Consider the following 22,202-nt stretch of genomic DNA (forward strand, 5'->3'; position numbering starts at 1 on the left):
CTGTAAAAATGTTGTGTGACAAGACATTATTTACGGCTGGTATCTTCATTTGTATTGGCGTTATTTTCTTCTTTCTTCTTCAGAAGGCTCTTGTAATGCTGAACCAATTCACCAAAGCTATTGAATTCTTCCTTATAAACAAAACCAAATCCCTGTGTTGTTGGAGAGTTTTCGTAAATGATGTTATCATTGGTATGGGAATACGCTTTAAGTTTAAAATTACCTTTGGGGTTCAGGCGGTAATCCACATCAAAATCTCCCACAAAATTCGATGCAGATGTCTGTGTTTCCCGGTAACCAAAGTTTCCGTTAATCGACAATTTATCGTTAAACATTTTAGTACTGAACATCATCTCTACCTCCTGCTTTGTTAACGATGCAGCATCGGCAGGCCTGTAATTAACTCCCAGGTCAAAATCGTCGCTTAGCTGTGACAGCATGTTACTTAACTGATTCGATGCAAACTCACTGGCTGTAACTACCGCAGCCTGGTTGGAAGCGCCATAGTTGCCATTTCCTTCAATTGAATAAAAACGGTTAAACATTAAAAGATAAATCACCTGCCGCTGGACTTCATTCTCATTACTCAGAACGTTAGCAACACTTTGCTGCGTCACCTGATCTGCCGTTGGAAGAACCACATCAAACTTAATCGTCGGGTTCATAAGATTATCAGTCAGCATCATATGACAATTTACCGGAACCCGCAAACTTCTGTTAACATCATCCACCGCTCCGCTTTGTAATAAATCATACAGGGAAGCTTTTGTTCTGTAATAGGCATCGAGGTTCAATGTCGCATTATACGGATCACCACTCCATTTGATGACACCACCCGGTTCAATATCAAATCGTTTATTAATGACATTCTGAGCCGTAAACAGATATTCACCACTGGTCACTGTATAGTCTCCGTACATTTTAAAGTCGGACTTGGTATCGTAACTAAAGTCCAACGTCCCACTCCCCTGTCCTTTTATAATATCTCCGATTCTGGAATCAAAGATAAGTTCCACCTTTGCATCCGGTGTTGCTTCCACTTCCATATTGAAAGAGAATCCTGACAAATCCAGATTCTCCTCTTCTTTTTCAACCTGTTGAGAACTCTCTTTTTGAGAAACAAACCGTACAAATCCGCTTTCTGCTGCCACTTCTGTCGATGTCAATGGTAAAAAGATTTCTGAATTGCTTTCAGTCCTTGCATTGATATCCATATGCACTTTCGATCCCTCGCCATAAATTGCCATAACGCCTGTTCCATAAACGGTTCCATAATAAATATCATTATCCTTGGACGTTGTATTTAATGCGAGCATATTGTTAAAGTCAAGGAACATATCGAACGACATATCCTTAAAGGTTTTGTGCTTAAGTTCACCATTGAACGTTCCACTATGACCATAAACATCATAAACTTTTATGTTCCTGAACTCAATAGCATCCTCCACAAAATGAACGGAATCCGACAGAAAATACCGCGTATTAAGGTAACCAACGTCAAATGATCCGTTTTCAAGGTATACATCCCCTACCAGTTTCAGGTGTTTAACATTTCCTTCCAAAGCTATTTTTCCTGAACCCAATCCCTGCATATTTTGCATGATGGTTTCCAGGTATGGTTGTATGTATTTAACCGGCAGGTTTTCCATATCTCCTGCTAAATAAAGTGAGTCATCTGCGGGGAAATAGGCCCCGTTAATATCCAACTGCTGATCTTTACTGATGACATTTTCACCATAGATATTCATCTTCCGGTTTACCTCATCCCAGTCGCTCTTTACGTCCATATCGCCGGCATAAATATTATTCAGCACAAAATCTGTTATCCTGAAATCCGAATTTATTACCGGGGTCCCGAAACCAGCATTGATATACGACTGACCTGTTATCCGTCCCTGTAGCAACAGATTCTCAGCGTTTAAAAACTGTGAAAAATATTCCAGCTCAAAACCTTCCACATCAAGGCTAAAGGTATCTGATTTAAGCTTTGAGAGTTTTCCGTTGGCTGCCAGGAACCGGTCGTTGTTACTGATAAAAACCGAAGCAAAATCAGCACCTGTAGTATCAATAACTACTGTGGCGGGCGAAATCGTCCAAAGTGAATCACTGATTGTCATATGCGAGGGACGGATATTAAACGTAGACTGTAAAAGGTCATCCTCTGTGCGCTTTAACTTAAACCCGGTATTAAGATCTCCTTCATAAACCGTACTGCTGTTATTTTTCCAAACTACGGAATTCTCAATGCTGTCACCCTTCGACATCATCGTATACCGTATGTTTTCCAGAAATTTATTATTCATGTCCAGTTTATCCATGGAAAGCACCGCTTCTATATCCTGATTGTTGTTTTGTTTGAGGTCGAAATTCAAAGTATCAATGCTGAATTTTTTAAACCGTGCCTTATCAAATGAAAGGGACAAATTCAAATTATTGTCAACATCATTTATACGACCATTCAGATTTCCTGAAGAAGAGATAGAAAAAGGCAGTTCAAAAACATTAGCAATATTTTCAATACTTGAAACCGTAAATGAAAAATCAAATTGGTTCTCTGTGACTTGCTTTTTATCACTTATGGAAGAAGCCAATGTTGGCAGAAATGGGTGAACGATTTCAGCAAACGAATTTTTAAGCTCACCAAATTTATATTGTCCGGAAATCTGTCCGTTTAACCAGTCTGAATTGATTTGAATTGATGAGTGGTCAAATTCCCTGTTAAAAAAGACTGTCGCATTCGAAGTAGTAATATCGCCATTTTTGTTGGAGTATTTCAGATCATACAATCCAATATAGCCTTCCAGATTTTCCAGTGCGTCACCTTTAAGTTTTGTTTTTAGCTGTGTATTTAAGATGCCGTTTTTAAATTTTTGGGACAATTTAAGCTGATAAGGAGCTATTTTACGAATATCGGCTTCAAAGTCAAAGATAGGCATGACGTCCGAGAAATCTATCCTACCTGTAAAAAGCATGGATATATTCGGATCGTTAATGTTTACTCCCCCGTTAAAATGCTTGTTCCCGAATACACCGCGCAGGAAGATATTTGAATAGGTATACCCATGAAACTCCAGTGAAGAAATCTCGCCGTTTATAAACATCGACATATAATCGTCGTAAGGATCATCGGCCTCAAGTTCCACATTCATGCTTGCAAAACCAAGCTCATCTTCTTTATCAAGAAGTTTTCCAACATTAAATCCTTCGGTATTTACATTACCGGTTATCTCAATTTTTTCCTGCTTCACATTATCCTTTAAAGCTACATCGGCGTGAATTGAGCCCAGTTCAGAATTCAGTTCCCCAAATGCGACAAAATCTCCGGGGAAACCGGTTAGTGAACCTGTATAAAGTAGCCGCCCGAATTTTATCAACTCATTCTTAAACGGCATCTCCCTTTTCAAATGCTTCTCCAGTTCCGGGATAACATTTTTGGGAGAAATAAACATGCGGTTAAAATCGGCAAAGATGAATGAATTGTGAAAATCAGGAAGACCTGTTATACTAATATTGAAAAGCAAGTCAAAGGCTCCACCGGCAGACAATAGCAGGTCATTCCCCCTGATGTCACCCAACGAACCGTTTATCTTTCCACTGAAATTTATCTTTTCAGAAATGTCCGGATACTTTTTAATAAACCGTCGCATATCAGATGATGCAATTCTCAGTTCGTTCACATCAAAGGTAACAGCCGTTTTAGGATCAATAATATGATGCAGAACGCTATCTCCTTTTATCTCAGCGGTCACAACATCCGCTTTCGAATGATCAGTCTGCAATTTTAGACCGGAAAGACTGAGTTTATTGGGGGTTAGTATGAATTTTGTACTAAAATCGTTTAGCACCACACCAGCCGTATCAATAAATTCAAGATCTTTCACCAAAAGGTTTATAGAGTCTTTAGAGACATTCAAAAGGTCAACACGCAATTTTGTATCCCTGATCCTGTAATCCTGTTGCCCGTAAAATGCCAGATCACCATTTTCAACATCAAGGGTCTTCAACCTAAAATCCCATTTCTCTTTCCGCAAAGTATCCTGTGTAAAAAGAGAGTCAATTAAAAACGAAAAATTAAAATCATCTTTCGTAAACTGTTTAACCCTACATGTTGTTTCATTTAATTTAAGTGAAGAAATATGAACCTTTTTATCAAAAACGTTCAGAGAATCGAAATTAGCCTGCAACAAATGGGCATAAAACAACGTATCTTTTTTCTGATCGGCAACAAAGACATCTTCAAGCGAGAGGTCGTGGAAGAAGCTGAACTTAACCTTTCCAACGGTAATTTCACTTCCTGTCTGTTCCGATATATCGCCCAAAATCCTGTGTACCAGCATAGTTTGCACACCATGTTGCTTAATCATAAAATATGCTGTCAGGGGAATACCAATCAGCAGAACCATGACTATAACCGCTATTTTCCAGAGATTTTTAATACCTTTGAAGCCATTTTTTGTTCGAATACAAAAATATAAAAAATAAGTGCACAATTAAGGTAACAAAAAGCGTGCATTTCTTTAAATAACGTAAAAAATGAGTACAATTATATTAGGCATTGAATCTTCATGCGATGACACATCAGCAGCGGTTATCAGGGACGGTGTTATCCTTTCGAATGAAATCGCCAATCAGAAGGTACACGAACAATATGGAGGTGTGGTTCCTGAACTTGCCAGCAGAGCACATCAACAGAACATAATTCCGGTGGTTGACAGCGCCATAAAAAAAGCTGACATTCATAAAGAAGATATCACGGCTATTGCCTTTACGCGTGGCCCCGGCCTTTTAGGTTCATTACTCGTAGGCACATCTTTTGCCAAAGGGTTTGCCCGCAGCCTGAACGTTCCCATGATGGAAATCAACCATCTTCAGGCACATGTGCTGGCTCACTTTATTAAGGAAGATGATAATGACGAGAACGCACCGAAATTCCCGTTTATCTGCCTTCTGGTATCCGGTGGTAATTCGCAGATCATCCTGGTTCATAACCACTACAAAATGGAAATCATTGGGCAAACCATTGATGATGCTGCCGGTGAAGCTTTCGACAAGTGCGCTAAAGTCATGGGACTGCCTTATCCAGGTGGCCCGGTAATTGACAAACTTGCGAAAGAAGGTGATCCTGAAAAATTTGAATTCAACAAACCAAGAATAAAAGGATACGATTACAGCTTTAGCGGACTGAAAACTTCGTTCCTGTACTTTTTAAGGGATCAGATAAAAGAAGATCCGGATTTTATAGAGCATAATATAGAAGATCTGTGTGCATCGCTTCAAAAAACCATTATTGATATTCTTTTGGCAAAACTTAAAAAAGCTGCTATGGATTATAACGTTAAAGAGATTGCTGTAGCCGGAGGTGTTTCGGCTAATTCGGGTTTAAGAGCAGCGTTACAAAAAACGGCAGATAAAGCCGGATGGAACCTGTTTATTCCAAAATTTGCTTATACAACAGATAATGCGGCCATGGTAGCCATAACAGGTTATTACAAATATCTGAACGGTGAATTCACATCGTACGATGTTGCCCCGTTTTCAAGGACAACGATTGATTAATGCGTGTAAAGCAACATATCGACAGGTTCAGAGCCCTGCTGAAACCTTACAGGGAAATCCTAAGGTTTATGTTGATTGTTATACTGGTTCATATTATATGGAAAGTATCATTTTCCGCATCCGATGACGACAGTTTTATAACGTTTCTTACACTGAATGTCTCCAAACCGTTTATTTATATTTCGAATCATTTCACATCTGTTACTCAGTATATTATCAACAACATTTTAGGGATTGAAACCTTCAGGTATAACCAGCAATTGTATTTTGATAATTCTCCCGGAATTTCGATTGTGTGGGCATGTTCAGGTGTAAAACAATACCTGATGATGGTTTTTGTGATCCTGTTTGCATCCGGAAGCTGGTTGAAGAAACTATGGTACATTCCTCTCTCTATTCTTGGAATGTATGTTCTTAATGTTTTCAGGCTGGTGATACTTACCCTCGTCACCCGTTTCCATATCGAGTGGTTTGACTTCACTCATAAAGTCATTTTCAGGGTTATCATTTATGGCGGGCTCTTCCTGTTTTGGTGGCTTTGGGTGGAAAGAATTACGAAAAATCCTCCGTCACGACTCAACGTGACACCTCCTTTGAGAAAGGAGGACAATCCTGCTTCCTGATACTTGCGTCTTGTGTCTGATTTACAATTTTGTTCCGTAAGCCAGATCGCCGGCATCACCAAGTCCTGGAACGATATACGATTTATCATTCAGCTCCGGATCGATAGCTGCAATCCATAAATGCACATTATCAAACGGCAGGTGTTTCTGAATATAGTCTACCCCATCCTGACTTCCAATGATACACGCTAAATGCAGTATTTTGGGCTCGCCCTTTGTCTTTAATGCATTATAAGCCAGCTCGAGCGATGAACCAGTTGCCAGCATCGGGTCAGTAACAATCAGTGTCTTTCCGGTTATGTCAGGAGAAGAAATATATTCGATGGCAATTTCAAAACTCAGCTTATCCTTGTATTTTCGGTATGCAGATACGAAAGCATTTTCAGCATAATCAAAATAACTTAAAAAGCCCTGATGCAAAGGTAGTCCGGCACGCAAAATCGTTCCAATAACAATCTTATCCTGAACCATTGGAATTCGTGCCACACCTAACGGCGTATTCACGTCGCTTTCTTCAAAATCCATTGTTTTACTGATCTCAAAGGCCATCAGTTCACCAATTCTTTCAATATTTCGTCTGAACCTTAAAGGATCTTTCTGAACTGACACATCCCTGATCTGGGCAATAAAATTATTTAAGATTGAATTTTCTTTTGATAAGTCGTGTAAATGCATTTCCTGTTGTTTAAAAACCTCCCAAAGATGGCAAAAAAATCGATGAGTTGAAAATAGAATTTTAAATATAGTCACCGGGTGAATATTCTGAATTTGCGTGTAATCACCCGGTGACTAAAATGAAAACTATTATGAAATTACACTTAATTGTTTGCCAATTTTCACGAAGGCCTTAATTGCTTTATCCAGATGCTCTTTTTCATGAGCTGCGGACAACTGCACGCGAATCCTCGCCTGACCTTTAGGAACCACTGGATAAGAAAAGCCTATCACATATATTCCTTCATCCAGTAATTTATCTGCAAATTCCGATGAAAGTTTGGCGTCGTACAACATAACCGCACAAATAGCGGAAGCAGTTGGTTTAATATCGAAACCTGCACCCTTCATTTTTTCCATGAAATACGTTGTATTGTCATGTAACTTATCCTGTAATGCATTGGTTTCCTCCATCATATCAAACATCTCAATTCCTGCTGCCACAACCATTGGTGGCAACGAATTAGAAAAAAGATAAGGTCTGGATTTCTGCCGTAGCATTTCAATAATTTCCTTTTTCCCGGTTGTAAAACCACCAATAGCCCCGCCAAAAGCTTTGCCCAGTGTTCCGGTTATAATTTCAACTTTGCCCTTCAGGTTATACAATTCCGTTACACCTCGTCCTGTATCTCCTACAACACCTGCCGAATGCGATTCATCCACCATAACCATGGCATCGTATTTATTGGCCAGGTCTACAATTTTATCCAGCGGGCACACATTTCCGTCCATACTAAACACGCCATCAGTTACTACAATCCTGAATCTGTCAGCCTGAGCTTCTTTCAACTGTTTTTCCAGGTCAGCCATATCGGCATTATTGTAGCGGTAACGGGCAGCTTTACAAAGCCGCACACCATCTATAATAGAAGCATGATTGAGACTATCGGAAATAATAGCATCGTCCTCCGTCAATAACGGTTCAAATACACCACCGTTGGCATCAAAACAAGCTGCATACAAAATTGTATCTTCCGTACCAAAGAACCGTGCTATTTTTTGCTCCAGTTCCTTATGCAGGTCGGTGGTTCCGCATATAAACCGAACCGAAGACATGCCATAACCATGCGAATCCAGTGCCAGCTTTGCAGCTTTAATTAACCTTTTATTATTTGACAAGCCAAGGTAGTTATTCGCACAAAAATTCAGAACTTCCTTCCCGTCCAAAGTTCGGATTACAGCACCCTGCGGCGATGTAATTATACGTTCATTCTTAGATAAACCTGCTTCTGTAATTTCGTCTAACTGTTCCTGTAAATGTGTTTTGAAATCTTCGTACATAGCTTATAATTTTATTATTCCCAATCCAGAATTACTTTACCGCAGTTTCCCTCATCCATTATTTCAAAGGCTTTTTCAAATTCATCAGCTTTCAGGCGGTGAGTAATCATGGGTGAAATATCCAGACCTGACATCAGCATTTGTTCCATATGATACCACGTTTCAAACATTTCCCGGCCATAGATACCTTTAATGGTAATACCTTTGAATATAATTTTGTCCCAGTCAACATACGTGTGCGAGGGTGGAATCCCCAGCATTGATATCTTACCACTGTTGTACATATGTGCCACCATGTCATTAAAGGCATCGGGTGATCCGGAACATTCCAGTCCGATATCAAATCCTCTGATCTGAAACTCTTTAACTACATCGTCAAGGCTTTCTTTCAGCGGATTTATCACTTTGTTAGCACCCATCTGTTTGGCCAGCTCAATCCGGTAAGGATTGGTTTCCGTGGCAACCACATAACGCGCACCGGCAAAACGTGCAATGGCAATACACATGCTACCGATCAAACCGGCACCGGTTACCAATACATCTTCACCAATAATCGGAAAACTCAGTGTAGTATGTGTGGCATTGCCCAGCGGGTCCATAATGCTCACAATTTCATCCGGAATCACTTTATTAATTTTCAGCACATTGGAGGACGGCACTACGACGTATTCTGCAAATGCACCATTGGTATTTACACCAATCCCAATGGTTTTCTCACAAATATGCTGGCGACCTCTGCGGCAGTTTCTGCAAATGCCACAGGCAATATGCCCTTCGCCTGTTACTCTGTCCCCGATTCGCAAACCGATTACTTCTGAACCCATGGCTGCCACAGTCCCTACATATTCGTGGCCAATGACCAATGGCGGCTTAATGGTTTTCTGTGCCCACTCATCCCAGCGGTAAATATGTAGATCTGTACCACAAACAGCAGTCTTTTTTATTTTTATCAATACATCGTTATGCCCGACTTCAGGAAGCGAAACATCTTCCATCCACAGTCCCCTTTCAGGTCTGGCTTTAACAATAGCCTTCATTTTTGCCATAAAAATCCAAGTTTTAAACCAAACTTAAATTTCTATGAATTCAAAAAAAGAAACAATGGGATTTGTCATGAATCAATTAAACAGACAAAGTGATTTAAGAATATTTCACAGGTGCCATTAATCCTTTATCTTTTTCTTCCACTGTTTAGAAAATGATTGTTGTGAAAAGTCAGGCATGTCACGTCGTGGCCCCCAAAGTGGTTGACCAACCATCTTGCCTCCTGCATTTTTCAACGAACCATTCAGCATGTCCATTTTTTTGCGGTCTTTCAACACCATTCTTAAACCGCTCATAGCTATTTTTTCGCCAGTCTCCACATAACCTTTTTCAACTCCATCGCGACGGTTGGATAATAATAATTTGGGCAACGGAATTTTAACAGGACAAACCTCACCGCATTTTTCGCACAGGGAGCAGGCATGGCTTAAATGTTTGTCACCCTCAAAACCATTCAGGAAAGGTGAAATAATGGACCCGATAGGGCCGGTGTAAGTTGTATCGTAGGTATAGCCACCTACCAGACGATAAACCGGACAGGCATTCAGACAGGCACCACATCGGATGCAGGCCAGCGCCTCCTTCTGCTCATCGGATTCAAAAATATTCGTTCTACCGTTATCCAGCAGAATTATCACCATACGTTTTGGTCCTACACCTTCATCAGATTTGGCAGGCCCCGAAAAGATAGAATTGTAAGCTGTAACCTTTTGGCCGGTTCCCTTATGAGCCAATAATGGCCACATGGTATTTAAATGTTCCAGCGAAGGAATCAGTTTTTCAATACCGACCAGAACAATGTGCGTCTGAGGCATGGATGCCGATAAGAGAATGTTACCCTCGTTTTCTGTAAGGCAAACGCTTCCACTATCAGCAACTAAAAAGTTAGCACCTGTAATCCCGACATCGGCCTGAACGAATTTTTTCCTTAATACGCCTCGTACAAATCCCGTTAATTCTTCCGGAGTGGAATTTTCGTCTGTATTAAATTTCTCATGGAATAAATCCGCCACATCTTCTTTGGACTTATGCATGGCGGGCGTCAGAATATGATACGGTTTTTCTCCTGCTACCTGAACAATGAACTCACCAAGATCTGTTTCTAAAGCTTCATATCCCCAGCCTTCAACGGTTTCGTTAAAGTGCAGCTCCTCGGTTATCATCGATTTCCCTTTAACGATGAGTTTTGCGTTCTCATCCTCCATCACCTGCTTAACATGCTGCATCGCTACATCCTTGTCAAGCGCCCATCGCACTTCTGCTCCGTTGGCAATGGCATTCTTTTCAAACTGAACAAGGTAATCAGCCCAATTGTCCAGCATATGTCGTTTAATCCATGCGGCCCTGTTCCTTGCAAGTTCAAGATCAGCATAATTATCCAAACCTCGCTTTACGGCTCCATCATACCTGTTGATATTAAACGACAACGTTTTACGATGTTTCGCATCAAAGCTTTTTGCTTCGGCATCTTTAAGGAACTGTTTATATCGTTTACTCATATATAATACCGTTGAAACAAAAGTAAGATTTTAAATACAATCGTCACACACTCTGGATAAACAGTCTTATTTTTTTATCCTTTGAAGGCTCACTTTTTTCGACTAATTTTGTTTACAGCAAAAACTTCTGCATGAAATTATTTACAGCCGATCAAATACGCAGTCTCGATAAATACACGATAGAAAACGAACCCATAAGCTCAATCGATCTGATGGAAAGGGCATCGGGCAAATTATTCAGGGTCATAAAAAAGCTTTTTAAACAGGACACTGAAATTGCTGTATTTGCCGGCCCGGGGAATAATGGTGGTGACGGACTTGCACTGGCACGGTTACTGACAAATGATGATTATACCGTATCCGTTTACCTTTTTACAAAGACAGACAAGTTATCACCCGATTGTAAAACAAATTACGACAGGCTTATTTCCATTGGCGTTCAACCGGAAACCGTTAATCCCACAAAGCTTCCTGGTCTTGAAAACAAGGTGGTAATTGATGCTATTTTCGGATCAGGCCTTTCCCGAAAAGCAGAAGGAACATATAGCAAGGTTATACAATTTATAAACCAAAACAAGTGTACCGTAATTTCGGTTGATGTTCCATCGGGGTTATTTTGTGAATCCAATTCGGACAACGATCCTGAATCAATTATTCAGGCGCATTACACCATTTCGTTTCAGGTGCCAAAAATGGCTTACCTTTTTGCTGAAAACGAGCAGTTTACAGGACATGTGATTGTTGAGGATATCGGTTTAATGAGAGAGGCTATGGATAAAACGCCTTCACCTTACAAACTCATTGACAAAGCAGATGCTGCTTACACTCTAAAGAAAAGAAAAAAATTCTCGCATAAAGGAACCTATGGTCATGCACTGTTACTCGCCGGCAGCTACGGAAAAATGGGTGCTGCCATCCTTTCATCAAAAGCCTGCCTGAAAAGCGGAGTCGGATTGCTGACAACACATGTTCCAAAATGCGGATACGATATTTTTCAGACAGCCGTTCCTGAAGCTATGGCCTGTATTGACCGTTCAGAATACCTGATATCAGGACTACCGGATCTTTCACCCTTTAATGCTATAGCAATCGGGCCCGGCATCGGCACCAAACCCAATACAGTTTCGTTAATGAAGGATCTGCTTGAACAGTATTCAGGAGACATGGTAATTGATGCGGACGGATTGAATATATTGTCCCAGAATAAGGAGCTGCTGGAAAAATTACCTCCCCATACTATCTTAACTCCTCATCCCGGAGAATTTGCACGATTATTCGGATCATACAAAGATGGCTTTGAACGGATGCAAAGGCAGATTGAATTGTCAAAACAATACAACTGTATTATTGTTTTAAAAGGAGCACATACGGCTGTTACAAACCCCGAGGGAGAATGTCACTTTAATACCACCGGAAATCCCGGCATGGCAACTGCCGGAAGTGGTGATGCTTTAACAGGAATGATCCTTTCTTTTTTATCGCAGGGTTACCCTGCGTTTGAAGCGGCAAAATTAGCCGTCTGGCTTCACGGAAAATCTGCTGATATGTTTGTACTAAATCAGGGCATGGAAGCGTTAACTGCAACAGATATAATTAACGGAATAGGAACAACAATTCATGAACATTTAATTGGTTCCGCTAAAGAAAACTATTTTTAAGATGGACAGAATGAGACACATCATCCCGTTTTTGATTGCGATAATTTTTATTACCGGATGTAACAGCAACCAAAATATGCCGGTAGAACCGGAAGCATCAATCCAGGTTACACGTCTTGATCAGCTGGAAGTAGCAAAAGACAGTACGCTTGTATACGCCTTACCTCAGACCAGGCTTAAATTTAAAATTACAGCTGAGAAAATAATTAAGAAAACCGGACCGCTATACCGTTATTCGGAACGTTTTTTGGGGATAAAGGATGTTATACTTAAAGATGAGATCTCATATAAAATTAAAACGATAGAACTGGAAACAGTTAGTGAACCTGATCCGGACCAGTATTACCAGGTTTCATATTCAGGAAAAGGATTCATACCGCCACTGCGTCTTACCGAAGACGGATGTATTGCCGGATATAATACTAATCCTGTGATGATTGAAAAGGAAGAAGAAATAATTTTAACAGATCAGGAGCCTTTGGACACATCGTTTAAATACACTCCATACCTGGAAGACCAACTGGTGGTAAATTCAACTGCTAAAATGGCCGAGGAAGCAGCTAATTTCATATACCGTATCAGAGATAACCGTGCTTCACTTGTATCCGGGGAACTGAATTATTTTCCTTCGGATGGTAGTGCCCTGTCCATCAGTCTTAATGAGATGGATAGAATGGAAAAAGATTTCCTTTCGTTATTCTTAGGAAAAGAAGTAAAAGAAGAAGTTGTTTTTAATCTCGATTATCTTCCGGAATCAGAAGTCAGTAAAGCATTATTTTTCAGGTTTTCACAATTTAAAGGTTTGGTTGATAAAACAGATTTGAGTGGTAGCCCGTATTACCTGACCGTTCAATTAAAAACGGATAATCTCATTACAAACGATACCTTGAATAAGGTAACATATCACGGACTTTTCTACAGGGTTCCGGCAAAAGCTACAGTAAAACTTTTAGATGGAACAAATACGTTATTCACCAGTGATGCCACTGTCGCACAGTTCGGATCAGTTCTGAGCCTACCTGCTTCACTTTGCACGATTCCTGGTATTTCCATCAGTTTTTACAAAGAAACAGGTGCGATAAATTCAATTGACAAGCAATAAACGAGTATCAGGAGGCAAGACATAAGACACAAGACAAACACAAAATACACACAAATGAAAATTTACGAATTAGAACCTCAGATTCTTTGGAAACATTTTTATAATCTGACACAAATTCCACGTCCGTCCCATCACGAAGAAAAAGCCCGGGAATACGTTACAGAATTTGCAAAATCACATAATCTGGAACATCTGGTGGATGAAACCGGGAATGTTGTGATCCGAAAAGCTGCAACAAACGGACTTGAAAATCACAAAACTGTTACATTGCAGAGCCACCTGGATATTGTACCACAAAAAAATTCGCATATCACGCATAATTTTGAGACAGATCCGCTGAATGTGTATATTGACGGCGACTGGGTAACAGCAAAAGATACTACACTTGGTTCAGATAACGGTATTGGGGTGGCAGCATCTCTTGCGGTTCTTGAATCAGAAGAATTAAAACACGGTCCCATTGAAGCCCTGTTTACCATTAACGAAGAAGCTGGCATGGAAGGTGCTTTCGGCTTAAAACCTGAAGTACTTAGAGGTGATATACTGTTAAATCTGGACTCGGAAGATGAAGGGGAATTATTTGTAGGTTGTGCAGGAGGTATAAATGTAACAGGGACTCTACAAATGATTAAAGAAGAAGTACCGGATGATTATTCTACTCTTGACATTGTAATAAAAGGTTTTAAAGGAGGACATTCGGGACTGGATATAAATCTTGAAAGGGGCAATGCCAACAAAGTGCTGTTCAGATTGCTAAAGACCCTGGTTGCACAATACGGCGTAAGAATGGTTTCTGTAAACGGAGGTAGCCTGCGCAATGCTATACCAAGGGAAGCATTTGCAACAATTCTTGCAGAGCCCGGACATGTTGGGGATATTGAAAACGCTGTTTCTTCTTTCGAAGCGTTAATTAAGAATGAATATTCGGCCACAGAACCCAATATTGACATATCTGTTCACAAAGCAACTGAACAAGCCGCCTATGTAATGAATGAAATGGTTCAGGATGACCTGATTAATGCTGTTACAGCCTGTCCTACCGGCGTTCATCACATGAGTGCTGAAATGCCAGGAACAGTTGAAACGTCTAACAACCTGGCCATTGTGAAATCGGATGATGAAAAAATTGAAATACTGAATCTTGCCCGCAGCTTTTCTGAATCGAGAAAAGAAGCCCTGGTTTCAGAAATTGAAAGTGTTTTATCATTGGCAGGGTGCAAAATAAGTAAAGACGGCAATTATCCCGGTTGGAATCCAAATCCTGAATCAGCGATCTTAAAAACCATGAAGGACATCTATTTAGAAAATTGGGGTAAGACACCGGCAGTAAAGGCTATTCATGCGGGTCTTGAATGTGGTATTATTGGCTCAAAATATCCTGAAATGGATATGATCTCTTTTGGCCCAACCATAAAATTTCCTCATTCTCCGGACGAGAAAATCATGATTAAGACTGTTAATGAATTCTGGAAGTGGTTGGTATTAACCCTTGAAAAAATCTAATTCATTTCAGGATTACTGGGGAAGTTTGTCCAGCGGGCATAATCTTCCCCCAGTGATTCTACTGTGCTTCTCCAAAGTTTGTTAATAGGAGCATGCAAAATATGCTCTGCAGAAAGATCTGTAACAAGCCATGAAGATTCTTTTAACTCATCAGCCAACTGACCGGGAGACCAACCTGCATAGCCAATAAAAAAACGTATATCATGTAAGAGAGCCGGATTTATCGCCAGCAAATCTTTTACATACTCAAAATCACCACCAAAAAAGAGACCTTTTATCAATTCTATGGCTCCGGGAACGTTTTTGAAACTGTGAATATAAAACAACTTATCCGGGCTAACCGGTCCACCACATATGAGTTTAGTCTCAGAAAATGATACATCCTTCAACACCGATCCTATTTTCAAATCAAGTGGTTTATTCAGAACCAATCCCATACTGCCTTCAGCATCATGTTCGGTAAGCAGTACAATTGAACGTGAAAAATAATACCCCTGTAAAAAAGGTTCAGAGATCAAAACCCGCCCTTTTTTAGGTTTTACATTGTTTTGTTTAATCTTAAATATGTCAATATCTAATTTCAAAATTCCAAATCTTAATTACAAGATATAGAATTTATTGAATAAAACAAAACATATTTTTTATTCCAGGTCAATGATATAAAACGTCAAATAATATAAATTACACGGGGTTAGAGTGTATAGACAAACAAAAAAGCTGTCCAGGAAAAATCCGCAGACAGCTTTTTAAATTAATACCTATTTGTTATTTTACAAAAACCTTTTTAACCTGAGAATTAACTTTTACAATATAAATACCACGATCTACATAAATATTTTCTGAATTTCTAACAGTAACGAGACGACCGGTTATATTATAGACACTCACTTTCTCATCTCCTTTCAAATCATATATCCTTATCAATCCAGGAATTGAAGTATCAACCCTGTAAGAATCGTCGACTTTTACATCTTTTACAGGTACAGACAAGAGATATGCAGTATAAAGATCATCCGAAACACTGCTCATTGTACTAATCTCTTCCGGTGTCAACTTTTTATTGAACAGCTGGAAGTCATAAAGCATAGCCTGTGCCAGATACACATCCCCTTCAAAATTGGATCGACCAAGGAAATTCGCAGTAGTTCCGACCATTCCGGATTTAGGAATTGTTGTGTTTGGCCACTTCTTAACCGTAGCTGTATCAATAGCAATTCCATCCTGGTAAATATAGCCTAAAGTATCATCCTGAACATATGCATAATGATGCCATTCTCCCTGACTTGCGGCTGCATCTAAACCGGTTGTTCCAACCTGACCATTATCCCAACGATACGGCGAAATAGCATAGGTATTATAACTGGCCCGACCAAACAAATAACCATTTTTATATGCAGCTGATGAATCACTGTTTGAAAAGGCATACAGGAAGTTACCATTGCTGGTAAAATTATCTTTAGTCGGATCAATAAAATAATAAACACTGATTGAAAATCCATCCTTTAAAGCGTAAATTACTTTACCTACTTCGTCACCCATATCAAAATAGGATGAATCGCCTGCCAGATTAAGCACACCAAAATCCGTAGTTCCCTTAAGCACCCTGCTACCTGCACCTTTCATCAGAGAACCCTTAAAATGCTGTTCAGACAAATCTGTAACTACATCACCATTTACATTTGAAGGGTCAAAGTTAAAGTGGATCAACATGTCAGATGTGTATTTAGTTGCTTCCGCCGCTGGTATTGTAGCTATAAACTCTTTCGTTAGTTTATATCCTCGTTTAGATAGTACAGCTGTCAATTTAACGTCTGTATCCAGGTAATCCGGACGGGTTACAACACCATCAGCACTGATTAATCCCGGTGCGGAAGACCATGTAATTGTTATGGAGTTATCCAGAACACCCTGTGATGGCAATGTCAGGTTTGTGGTCAGATTACTCAAATCACCTAAATCCAGATTTTCGTATTCTGCATCCAGTTCATCCGGATAGCTGGCGTCTTTGTTTTCTGCATAAGCAGTATTCAGATCATCCAACACACTATAAACGTCCAAACCTATTCCAAATGGTGATGATAACTGAATCTCACCTTCGGAAAGGGCCTTACCGTATAATCTGAAATCGTAAACCAGCGTATTTTTAAGATATACATCTGCAGTGTAACATGAACGACCGATCCAGTTAAATAATGTACCTTCCATTCCGGCTTTTTTAAGAGAGGTAGACGGAAGATTTGTCACTGTTCCTGTTGCGGCGACATCACCATCAATGTAAACAGTTCCTACAGAACCACTCTGTACATAAAGAACATGATGCCATTTACCTTTCCAGCCGTCTGTCGAAGCAGGATTAACACCAGGATTTACGGCCTGTTGATCTCCACCATAAATAGTTGGCGTTATGGAGAACCGGTGATCCGTTAAGCGTTCGATCATCGCTCCGTTTCTGTCCGCATCAATGTCATCGGTATTGGAGATACACCAGATAAAGTTACCGTTTGAACCGATATCTGTATTTTCCTCTTCTACCAGGTAGTATGCTGATATTGTATAGTCCCCCAACTGATAAATATCCTTTCCAATATCGGTTCCCATGTCAAAATATCCTGTTCCATTGCCAAGATCCAGCACATTATACTGATTTGTATTTCCGATTGTCCGTATTTTGGCATCATTATGTAATGTTCCGGTAAAACCACTATTAGAAACATCTGTTACGGTTATAGCATCCGGATTACTAAAATCAATGTCATCTTCTGCAAAATCCCACTGGGCGACCAGATCTTCTGCCTCTGAAAGTGCCAGAACATAGGCATCAAATTTCTTGGTCATTGTATACGTTTTACCATTGCTTTCCATGGAAAGTGTTGCCGTTAGGATTACTGTAATATCAAATTTTTCAGGACGGGTTACATTACCAACACTATCGATGATTGTTGTATCTGAAGAGGACCATTTAATTGTAACATTTCCGTCTGCTTCAGGCAAAGTAAGGTTTGAAGTCACCTCGTCAAGACCGGCGGGATTAAGATTATCAAATGCTGTAGTCAATTCTTCAGGAAGTCCGGCAAGATTTAAAATTTCAGATTGAGACAATGCACGGTTATAAATCCTGAAATCAGATAGTTCACCTTTTAAGAATGAATCGCCGTTACCAACCCACTGCGATTTTCCAATCCAGGCAGCAAAATTAGATGTATTTATCCCCATGGTTGAAGGATTAACGGTAACACTCTCATTAACTCCAACAGCTACGCCATTCATATAAATGGTTCCGGTTGTTCCCTGCAATGTAAACACTACATGAGTCCATTCATTTACGGGAACTGCAGAGTTTGCAGCTACCACATCCGCATCAGGAATATCTTCATTTCTGATTTTCAACTGACAAACCTGGTTACCATAAAACCATGGCGTTAAGGCTGCATTATTATAACGACCTGTCCCAATATCGAGCAAACGGGCATTATACCCTTGTTCATCAAGATATACCCAGGTAGCAACCGTGAAATCAGAATAGGTTGCAAAATCCGATCCGTATGCCGGATCAATCTCAACATAACCTGAATCCTGATTAAGGACAAGCACATTTCTCCCATCATCCGAAACACCTACAGTGGCATTATTATTTAAAATGCCATCATTACTGTTTCCCGATGCATCAGGAACCACACCATCAGTGGCTGATTCAAAAGTATAGTGAACTTTCAGACCATTCTCCAGGGTTTGCGCAAACACGTAATTGCCCATTATGAATGCCACCACTAAACTCAAACTTCGAAGAAGTTTCAAAGAGTATACATATTGTTTCATAAATAAAATGTTTTGAAAAATAATTAATCGGAGTTTTAAAACATCTCAAAAATAACAGAATACCCAGCGCTTAAATATTAATTTTTCAACATATGCTAATCATAAATGGATAATACGAATGACCGGATTTTTAAATATTACATAATTGACCCGAAAGTGGCACTTTTTTAAAAAAAGAAAGGCTGCCCGAAACGGACAGCCTTTCATATAGCTAAATTACATCATCTATTTTACAAGAACTTTTTTGACCTGAGAATCTACTTTAACAATATATATACCAGGATTAACAGAAATACTTTCTGCATTTCTTACTGTCATCTGACGTCCAACCAGGTTATATACATGCACTGATTCATTACCCTTGAGATCAAGAATTCTGATCAAACCGGGAGTTGATGTATCAACTCTCAGGTCAGATTCCACACTTGTTTCTTTAACCGGCACTGATAACATATAGGCCAGGGCTATTCCATCAGAATTATCAATGTCTACCAGGGAAGCCATTGTTTCAATATCTGACGGACTCAGTGTTTTATTATACAGCTGGAAGTCATACATCATAGCTTTTGCAAGATAGGCATCGCTCCAGAAGTTTGAACGTCCCAGGAAGTTATAGTTTGTTCCCAGTAATCCGGCCTTGGCCACATCAGTATTGGGCCACTTTTTAATTGTAGCTGTATCAATCGCCACACCGTCGAAATACACAATACCCAAAGTATCATCCTGTGTATAAGCATAATGATGCCATTCTCCCTGGGTTGACAATTCACCTCCCGCTGTTCCGATCTGATCACCTCCCCAGTAATCGGCAGCAATGTTATAGGTTTTATACGATGCACGACCGAAGATATATCCATTGCGTTTTTCCGATGAGGAGTCGCTGTTTGAAAATGCATAAAGGAAGTTTCCGTTATCTGCCAGGTTTGTTTTTGCCGCATCTACCATGAAATAGGTGCTTATTGAGAAGTGTCCTTTCAAAGCATAAATAACTTTACCCACTTCATCACCCATATCAAAATAGGATGAATCACCGGCCAGGTTTAATACACCAAAGCTTGTACCTACTCCTTTAAGCGTTCTGTTACCGGCGCCATTCATTAATGTTCCCTGGAAGTGTTGTTCCGAGAGATCTGTTACGGTTGAACCACTGACATTAGCATCATCAAAGTTAAAATGGATTAACAGATCTGAAGTATATTTTGTGGCTTCCTTAGCCAATACAGTGGCTACAAAAGTCGTATCCGTTCTGAAACGTCCCTTAATCAGGGTAGCTGTTAAACGTACATCAGTATCAAGATAATCCGGCCTTGTTACTACACCTTCCTCCGAAATTAAAGCTGGTGCAGATGACCATCTGATTTTAATGGTATTATCTAAAATACCCTCTGCAGGAAGTGTAAGATCAGATGTTACGGCACTTAAGTCACCCAATGATAATGCATCTTTTTCGGTATTCAGCTCTTCAGGGAAACCGGCATTTTTATTCTCATCATATGCATTGTTCAATTCATCCAAAACATTATACACATCAAGGCCAATACCAAACGGTGAAGACAACTGTATTTCACCTTCAGACAATCCCTTACCATAAAGTCTGAAATCATACACCAGTGTATTCTTCAGATATACATCAGCAGTATAACAGGAACGGCCAATCCAGTTAAACCAAGTTCCTTCTCTACCTGCCTTTTTTAAAGAGGTTGAAGGAAGGTTTGTTATTGAACCGGTCACTGCAACATTTCCGTCAATATAAACGGTTCCAACAGACCCATTCTGCACGTACAGTACATGATGCCACTTTTCTTTCCATCCTGCAGTATTAGCCGGGCTCACACCAGGATTAATCTGCTGCTGATCACCACCGTAAATCGTAGGAGTAATCGAGAACCTGTGATCCAGAAGGCGCTCAATCATTGCACCATTTCTGTCTACATCAATATCATCCGTATTCGATATACACCATATAAAGTTACCATTTGAGCTTATATCCGTATTTTCTTCCTGCACCAGATAGTAAGCTGATATGGTATAGTCTCCCAGTAAATATATCTCTTTACCGAAATCCTGTCCCATATCAAAGTAACCTGTTCCGTTACCAAGATCCAGTACATTATACTGTGTTGTATTACCTATAGTTCTGATTTTTGCGTCGTTGTAAAGGCGTCCCACAAAACCGTTATCAGAAACATCTGTCACTTTTATGGAATCAGGATTGCTAAAATCCAGATCTTCTTCTGCAAAGTCCCATTGTGCTATTAAATCGGCAGCTTCGGTACTTGCCGGCACAAAGGCATCAAAGCGTTTTGTCATGGTATACACAATACCATCCTGCTCCATGGAAAGAGTAGCTGTTAGAATAACAGTTATATCGTATTTTTCAGGAGGTGTTACATTCCCCAGACTATCAATAATTGTAGTATCTGATGAAGCCCAGTCAATGGTTACATTTCCATCGGCAAGAGGCAAAGTAAGATTACCGCTTACCTCTTCAATTCCTTCCACTGTAAGATTCTGATAAGCTGTTGTCAGCTCTTCAGGCAGACGGCTCCACGCAAGGCTCAATACCTCTTCATCTGTCAATGCCCTGTTGTATACCCTGAAATCGGCCACACTTCCATCCAGGAATGGATCAGGCCACATGGATTTACCAATGTAGTTCTGTGTAAATGCTTCTGTAATTAAAGACGGATTCAATGTAAATGCATTACTCTGTCCATCCACAACACCGTTTACGTATATTTTTCCTACGGAGCCTTCAAGAGTTACAACCAGGTGAACCCATGTATCCAGAGGAAGCGGAGTGGCCGCATTAATCTGCTGTTCCTGCGTACCGGCACCATTTTTAAAAGAAAACCTTGGTGAACTTCCATTTGAAACAGTGAAGAACATGTAATAATCTGTACTTGAACCAAAATCAAAAATACGGGCCCATGTTGCTTTGGAATTCAAATAAGCCCAGCATGAAATCGAAAAATCGGTATAAGAGTGAATTTTATCACCAACAGCCTGTTCAAAGCTGAAATAAGGTGAATTTGTATTAGCAGCACCACCGGAGAGAGTCAGCACATTTAAGCCGTCCTTTACGCCGATTACGGCACCATCTGTAAGCGTACCACCCGCACCTGCAACTACATCTGTCACTACACCTGCGTCCTCTGACTCAAATGTAAATTGGTAATCCAGACCGGATGTCAGATCCTGGGCATTTAAGAAAGTACCCATTAATAATCCAACTGCAAGAAACAACATTCTAAACAGCGAATGATGGCTTTGTATTAAGTGTTTTTTCATAAATAAAATATTGAATTTAGTTAATCAGAAAATCTAAAATACCCAAATTTAATTATTAAAATCAAAATTGACTATTCGTGTCCCAAAATTAAAACATGTATTATATAAAATAAGG

General features: G+C 39.9%; 13 protein-coding genes. 5 read left to right on the forward strand and 8 right to left on the reverse strand.

The features are described from left to right. Window positions 1-26: 26 nt before the first annotated feature. Window positions 27-4,403, reverse strand: a complete 4,377-nt coding sequence (locus ACE1ET_RS11570; RefSeq protein WP_375728570.1) for a translocation/assembly module TamB domain-containing protein — start codon at window positions 4,401-4,403, stop codon at window positions 27-29. 130 nt (window positions 4,404-4,533) lie between these two features. On the opposite strand from ACE1ET_RS11570, the gene tsaD reads away from it, so the two are divergent. Beyond that, on the forward strand, window positions 4,534-5,556 hold the full coding sequence (gene tsaD / locus ACE1ET_RS11575) for a tRNA (adenosine(37)-N6)-threonylcarbamoyltransferase complex transferase subunit TsaD (RefSeq protein WP_375728571.1): 1,023 nt from the start codon (window positions 4,534-4,536) through the stop codon (window positions 5,554-5,556). Continuing rightward, window positions 5,556-6,179, forward strand: a complete 624-nt coding sequence (locus tag ACE1ET_RS11580) for an archaeosortase/exosortase family protein (protein ID WP_375728572.1) — start codon at window positions 5,556-5,558, stop codon at window positions 6,177-6,179. Before tsaD ends, ACE1ET_RS11580 begins: the two co-directional genes overlap by 1 nt. 21 nt (window positions 6,180-6,200) lie before the next feature. Here the strand turns inward: ACE1ET_RS11580 and upp are convergent, their stop codons facing one another. The 4 genes from upp to ACE1ET_RS11600 form a co-directional block, all read right to left on the reverse strand. Continuing rightward, window positions 6,201-6,854, reverse strand: a complete 654-nt coding sequence (upp, locus tag ACE1ET_RS11585; protein ID WP_375728573.1) for a uracil phosphoribosyltransferase — start codon at window positions 6,852-6,854, stop codon at window positions 6,201-6,203. Window positions 6,855-6,983: 129 nt separating this feature from the next. Next, a complete protein-coding gene (kbl, locus tag ACE1ET_RS11590; protein ID WP_375728574.1) occupies window positions 6,984-8,174 on the reverse strand; it encodes a glycine C-acetyltransferase in 1,191 nt (396 codons plus the stop codon). A 14-nt stretch (window positions 8,175-8,188) separates the two neighbouring features. Next, the gene (tdh, locus tag ACE1ET_RS11595) at window positions 8,189-9,220 is read right to left on the reverse strand and encodes an L-threonine 3-dehydrogenase (protein WP_473774476.1); all 1,032 of its coding nucleotides are present in this window, start codon (window positions 9,218-9,220) and stop codon (window positions 8,189-8,191) included. A gap of 117 nt (window positions 9,221-9,337) precedes the next feature. Further along, complete coding sequence (locus ACE1ET_RS11600; protein WP_375728575.1) at window positions 9,338-10,717, reverse strand: lactate utilization protein B; 1,380 nt, start codon at window positions 10,715-10,717, stop codon at window positions 9,338-9,340. A gap of 131 nt (window positions 10,718-10,848) precedes the next feature. Between ACE1ET_RS11600 and ACE1ET_RS11605 the strand changes: the two genes are divergently transcribed. Genes ACE1ET_RS11605 through ACE1ET_RS11615 form a run of 3 tightly spaced genes read left to right on the forward strand, consistent with a single transcriptional unit; the run spans window position 10,849 to window position 14,980 of the window. Then, the gene (locus ACE1ET_RS11605; protein WP_375728576.1) at window positions 10,849-12,375 is read left to right on the forward strand and encodes an NAD(P)H-hydrate dehydratase; all 1,527 of its coding nucleotides are present in this window, start codon (window positions 10,849-10,851) and stop codon (window positions 12,373-12,375) included. Window position 12,376: 1 nt separating this feature from the next. Continuing rightward, window positions 12,377-13,477, forward strand: a complete 1,101-nt coding sequence (locus ACE1ET_RS11610; protein WP_375728577.1) for a DUF4831 family protein — start codon at window positions 12,377-12,379, stop codon at window positions 13,475-13,477. A 54-nt stretch (window positions 13,478-13,531) separates the two neighbouring features. Beyond that, entirely contained in the window at window positions 13,532-14,980 is a 1,449-nt protein-coding gene (locus ACE1ET_RS11615) for an aminoacyl-histidine dipeptidase (RefSeq protein ID WP_375728578.1), read from the forward strand. On the opposite strand, the gene ACE1ET_RS11620 is transcribed toward ACE1ET_RS11615, so the two are convergent. The 3 genes from ACE1ET_RS11620 to ACE1ET_RS11630 form a co-directional block, all read right to left on the reverse strand. Then, window positions 14,977-15,564 (reverse strand): YqgE/AlgH family protein, encoded by a 588-nt coding sequence (locus ACE1ET_RS11620; protein WP_375728579.1) that lies wholly within the window; start codon window positions 15,562-15,564, stop codon window positions 14,977-14,979. The two genes, ACE1ET_RS11615 and ACE1ET_RS11620, sit on opposite strands and share 4 nt — an antisense overlap. 181 nt (window positions 15,565-15,745) lie before the next feature. Further along, a complete protein-coding gene (locus ACE1ET_RS11625; RefSeq protein WP_375728580.1) occupies window positions 15,746-18,796 on the reverse strand; it encodes a LamG-like jellyroll fold domain-containing protein in 3,051 nt (1,016 codons plus the stop codon). A 225-nt stretch (window positions 18,797-19,021) separates the two neighbouring features. After that, window positions 19,022-22,087 (reverse strand): LamG-like jellyroll fold domain-containing protein, encoded by a 3,066-nt coding sequence (locus tag ACE1ET_RS11630; protein WP_375728581.1) that lies wholly within the window; start codon window positions 22,085-22,087, stop codon window positions 19,022-19,024. Window positions 22,088-22,202 lie beyond the last annotated feature (115 nt).

The sequence above is a fragment of the Quyinboa mangrovi genome (assembly GCF_042219825.1).
GTDB lineage: Bacteria > Bacteroidota > Bacteroidia > Bacteroidales > UBA5342 > JBHJHP01.

Excerpts from the sequence above, each read along its gene's own strand:
- ACE1ET_RS11605 (WP_375728576.1), top strand. The coding sequence starts at position 10,849 with ATGAAATTATTTACAGCCGATCAAATACGCAGTCTCGATAAATACACG.
- ACE1ET_RS11580 (WP_375728572.1), top strand. The coding sequence starts at position 5,556 with ATGCGTGTAAAGCAACATATCGACAGGTTCAGAGCCCTGCTGAAACCT.
- ACE1ET_RS11625 (WP_375728580.1), bottom strand. The coding sequence starts at position 18,796 with ATGAAACAATATGTATACTCTTTGAAACTTCTTCGAAGTTTGAGTTTA.
- ACE1ET_RS11615 (WP_375728578.1), top strand. The coding sequence starts at position 13,532 with ATGAAAATTTACGAATTAGAACCTCAGATTCTTTGGAAACATTTTTAT.
- tsaD (WP_375728571.1), top strand. The coding sequence starts at position 4,534 with ATGAGTACAATTATATTAGGCATTGAATCTTCATGCGATGACACATCA.
- ACE1ET_RS11610 (WP_375728577.1), top strand. The coding sequence starts at position 12,377 with ATGGACAGAATGAGACACATCATCCCGTTTTTGATTGCGATAATTTTT.
- ACE1ET_RS11630 (WP_375728581.1), bottom strand. The coding sequence starts at position 22,087 with ATGAAAAAACACTTAATACAAAGCCATCATTCGCTGTTTAGAATGTTG.
- kbl (WP_375728574.1), bottom strand. The coding sequence starts at position 8,174 with ATGTACGAAGATTTCAAAACACATTTACAGGAACAGTTAGACGAAATT.
- ACE1ET_RS11570 (WP_375728570.1), bottom strand. The coding sequence starts at position 4,403 with ATGGTTCTGCTGATTGGTATTCCCCTGACAGCATATTTTATGATTAAG.
- upp (WP_375728573.1), bottom strand. The coding sequence starts at position 6,854 with ATGCATTTACACGACTTATCAAAAGAAAATTCAATCTTAAATAATTTT.
- ACE1ET_RS11600 (WP_375728575.1), bottom strand. The coding sequence starts at position 10,717 with ATGAGTAAACGATATAAACAGTTCCTTAAAGATGCCGAAGCAAAAAGC.
- tdh (WP_473774476.1), bottom strand. The coding sequence starts at position 9,220 with ATGGCAAAAATGAAGGCTATTGTTAAAGCCAGACCTGAAAGGGGACTG.